General features: G+C 71.0%; 3 protein-coding genes. All 3 read right to left on the reverse strand.

Annotation, left to right across the window (positions count from 1 at the left end; genetic code table 11):
- Positions 1 to 98: 98 nt before the first annotated feature.
- On the reverse strand, positions 99 to 1,067 hold the full coding sequence (locus SACHA_RS0109590) for a DUF5336 domain-containing protein (RefSeq protein ID WP_019809232.1): 969 nt from the start codon (positions 1,065 to 1,067) through the stop codon (positions 99 to 101).
- A gap of 203 nt (positions 1,068 to 1,270) precedes the next feature.
- Positions 1,271 to 2,158 (reverse strand): succinate--CoA ligase subunit alpha, encoded by an 888-nt coding sequence (gene sucD, locus SACHA_RS0109595; RefSeq protein WP_028663037.1) that lies wholly within the window; start codon positions 2,156 to 2,158, stop codon positions 1,271 to 1,273.
- 5 nt (positions 2,159 to 2,163) lie between these two features.
- Complete coding sequence (gene sucC, locus SACHA_RS0109600; RefSeq protein WP_019809236.1) at positions 2,164 to 3,333, reverse strand: ADP-forming succinate--CoA ligase subunit beta; 1,170 nt, start codon at positions 3,331 to 3,333, stop codon at positions 2,164 to 2,166.
- Between the last annotated feature and the right edge of the window lie 255 nt (positions 3,334 to 3,588).

Below are 3,588 nucleotides of genomic sequence, written 5' to 3' on the forward strand. Positions count from 1 at the left end.
TGCGCCACGCCGTCACCGGGGGTCCGGCTGCGACGCGGGTCACCCGGAGGGGCAGGCCCTCCGCGGCACCGACCGGGACGCCGGCGGCGGGTGCGGACTCAACTGTTCTGCTGCTCGCCCGGGTTGTCGTTCCACTGCGGTGCCGGTGCCGCGTCGGGTGTCTGCCCGCCGAGGAACTGGCCCTGCTGTGCGGCGTACTGGGTGGGCGCCTGGGCCTGCGGTTGCTGACCCTGCTGGCCCTGCTGGCCGGGCTGACCCGATTGACCGGCGGGACCGGCGTGCTGGTGGCCGGGCTGCGGAGCAGGCTGGCCCGCCTGGCCGGACGGCGGCATCGGATGCGCGAACGCGGTCGGTTGCGGGACACCTCCCGACTGCTCGCCCTGCTGACCGCCCTGCTGACCGGGCTGCTGGCCGGGGTGCTGCTGGCCCGGCTGGCCGAAACCGGGGTGGCCGGACTGCGGCCCGGGAGCCCCGGGATATCCCCCGGGCTGTCCCGGACCGCCGAAACCCGCCGGACCGGGCTGCTGACCGAATCCGGGTCCGCCGGACTGCCCGGGCCCCGCGGTGGGCATCGGGACGATGCCCGAGTCGAACAGGTAGGCGGCCACCGCGGCGAGCATCTGCAGGATCGCGAAGACGAGCACCAGGATCCCGCCGACCGCGAGGTCGCCGTTCAACTGGAAGATCGCGAACAGGAAAGGGACGGTGGCCCCGACCGAGAAGACCGCGGGCCACACCCCCGGTTCCTGATCACCGGGGAGCAGCGACAGCGCCGCGGTCAGCCCGGCGACCAGCAGCAGCGCCGGGACCCAGGACAGGGGCGACTCGTAGAAGCTGAATCCCCCTCCCAGCGAGGTGAACCCGAGGAACAGGTTCAGCGCACCCAGCCCGGCGGTGACCGACAACAGGAGCTGCGGCAGGGACAGCTTCAGGCCCCCACCGCCGGGCGAGGGGGCCGCCCCCGGATAGGGCTGCTGCGGCTGTTGACGCTGCTGCGGTTGGTGCGGCTGCGGCTGCTGGGGGGCCTGGCCCGGGTATCCACCCGGCGCGCCGCCTGGGAAGGTCATCCGTTTCTCCTGTCTGCGGGGCTCGTCGGCACGCGGAACGCCCGCGTCACCGGCGTGATCCGACGACGTGTCCGATCGTGTGACGCGGCACCACGCCGTCGGGTTTCGCGTGCGAGCGCATTTCTACAGGAGAAGGGCCGGGCTCCGCGTGAAGCCCGGCCCCTCGACCGCTCACCGGGTCCGGCCCGGCGTCCCGTCTCCGTTCAGCGCGCCTTGTACAGCTCCCGCGCCAGCTCGGCCGTCTCGGTCGGGGTTTTGCCGACCTTCACGCCCGAGGCCTCCAGCGCCTCCTTCTTGGCCTGCGCGGTGCCCGACGAGCCGGACACGATCGCGCCCGCGTGACCCATCGTCTTGCCCTCGGGGGCGGTGAAGCCCGCGACGTAGCCGACGACCGGCTTGGTCACGTGGGCCTCGACGTACTCGGCGGCGCGCTCCTCGGCGTCCCCGCCGATCTCCCCGATCATCACGATGACGTCGGTCTCCGGGTCCGCCTCGAACGCCTCCAGCGCATCGATGTGCGTGGTGCCGATGACCGGGTCACCACCGATGCCGATGGCGGTGGAGAAACCGATGTCGCGCAGCTCGTACATCATCTGGTACGTCAGCGTGCCGGACTTGGACACCAGCCCGATCCGGCCCCTGCGGGTGATGTCGGCCGGGATGATGCCCGCGTTGGACTGTTCCGGCGAGATGATGCCCGGGCAGTTCGGGCCGATGATCCGCGTCTTGTTGCCCTTGGCGCAGGCGTGCGCCCAGAACGCGGCCGAGTCGTGCACCGGAATGCCCTCGGTGATCACGACCGCGAGGCCGATCCCCGCGTCGACCGCCTCGATGACGGCGTCCTTGGCGAACTTCGGCGGGACGAAGATGACGCTGACGTCGGCACCGGTGGCCTCCATCGCCTCGGACACGCTGCCGAAGACGCTGAGGTCCTTGCCGCCGACGGTGACCGTCTGCCCGGCCTTGCGGGCGTTCACCCCGCCGACGATGTTCGTGCCCGCCGCGAGCATCTTGGTGGCGTGCTTGGTGCCCTCGGAGCCGGTGAGGCCCTGGACGACGACCTTGGAATCGCTGTTCAGAAAAATCGACATGTTGTTCACGCACCTGCCGCGGCGAGTTCGGCGGCTTTGTCGGCCGCGCTGTCCATCGTGTCCACCAGCGTCACCAACGGGTGCCCGGCCTCGGCGAGGATGCGCCGGCCCTGTTCGACGTTGTTGCCGTCGAGTCGCACGACCAGAGGCTTGCTCGCCTCGTCGCCGAGCATCCGAAGCGCCTCGACGATGCCGTTGGCCACCGCGTCGCAGGCGGTGATGCCGCCGAAGACGTTGACGAACACGCTCTTGACGTCGGGGTCGCCGAGGACGACGTCCAGCCCCGCGGCCATCACGTCGGCGGACGCGCCGCCGCCGATGTCGAGGAAGTTCGCGGGCTTCACGTCGCCGTGCCGCTCACCCGCGTAGGCCACGACGTCCAGCGTGGACATGACGAGCCCGGCACCGTTGCCGATGATGCCGACCTGGCCGTCCAGCTTCACGTAGTTGAGGTCCTTGGCCTTCGCCTTGGCCTCCAGGGGGTCCTCGGCCCGCTCGTCGACGAGCTCCGCGTGCGCCGGGTGACGGAAGGCGGCGTTCTCGTCGAGGGTCACCTTGCCGTCGAGGGCGATGACCTCGTCCTTCGGGTCCCGCACCAGGGGATTCACCTCGACCAGCGTCGCGTCCTCGGCGACGAAGGTCTCCCACAGCTTCACCACGACCTCGGCGGCCCGCTCCCGCACGGCCTCGGGGAAGTTCGCCCGGGCCACAATGTCCCGCGCGGCGTCAAGATCCACGCCGACCAGCGGGTTCACCGGCACCCGCGCCAGCGCCTCGGGCCGCTCGACGGCCAGCTGCTCGATCTCCACCCCGCCCTCGGCGGAGGCCATGGCCAGGAACGTGCGGTTCGCCCGGTCCAGCAGGAACGAGAAGTAGTACTCCTCGGAGATCTCGGACGCTTCGGTGACCAGCACCCGGCGCGTCACATGTCCCTTGATGTCGAGCCCCAGGATCGCCCGGGCCTTCTCCACCGCCTCGGCCGGATCGGTGGCGAGCTTGACACCACCCGCCTTACCCCGGCCGCCTGTCTTCACCTGGGCCTTCACCACGACCTGGTTGCCGATCCGCTCGGCGACGCCGCGGGCCTGTTCTGCCTCGTCGACCACTTCGCCGGGGAACACCGGCACACCGTGGGCGGCGAAGAGTTCCTTCGCCTGATACTCGTAGAGGTCCACTACTTCAGTCTCCTGACGACACACGCCACTGTGGTTACGCAAACCGTGCTGCCGGACGGTCACGACCCTATCGATCCGCTCCGCGCCCGCGTCGCCCGCATCCGGTGAACTCGGTCACGAGACCGCCGCTGAGCAGGGCGATGTGGTGCAGATCGCGCCTCGCGCGCCGTCCGCACCCGACCCGGCCGGGGGATGTCCGGGGCAGGGCCGGAGGCTCAGGAGCGCCCGGTGCGGCGGGCCGACACCGCGATCCAC

Source organism: Saccharomonospora halophila 8 (assembly GCF_000383775.1).
Classification (GTDB): domain Bacteria; phylum Actinomycetota; class Actinomycetes; order Mycobacteriales; family Pseudonocardiaceae; genus Saccharomonospora; species Saccharomonospora halophila.

Bases quoted from the DNA above. Each gene is read 5' to 3' on its own strand.
- sucD (WP_028663037.1), bottom strand. From the start codon at position 2,158: ATGTCGATTTTTCTGAACAGCGATTCCAAGGTCGTCGTCCAGGGCCTC.
- SACHA_RS0109590 (WP_019809232.1), bottom strand. From the start codon at position 1,067: ATGACCTTCCCAGGCGGCGCGCCGGGTGGATACCCGGGCCAGGCCCCC.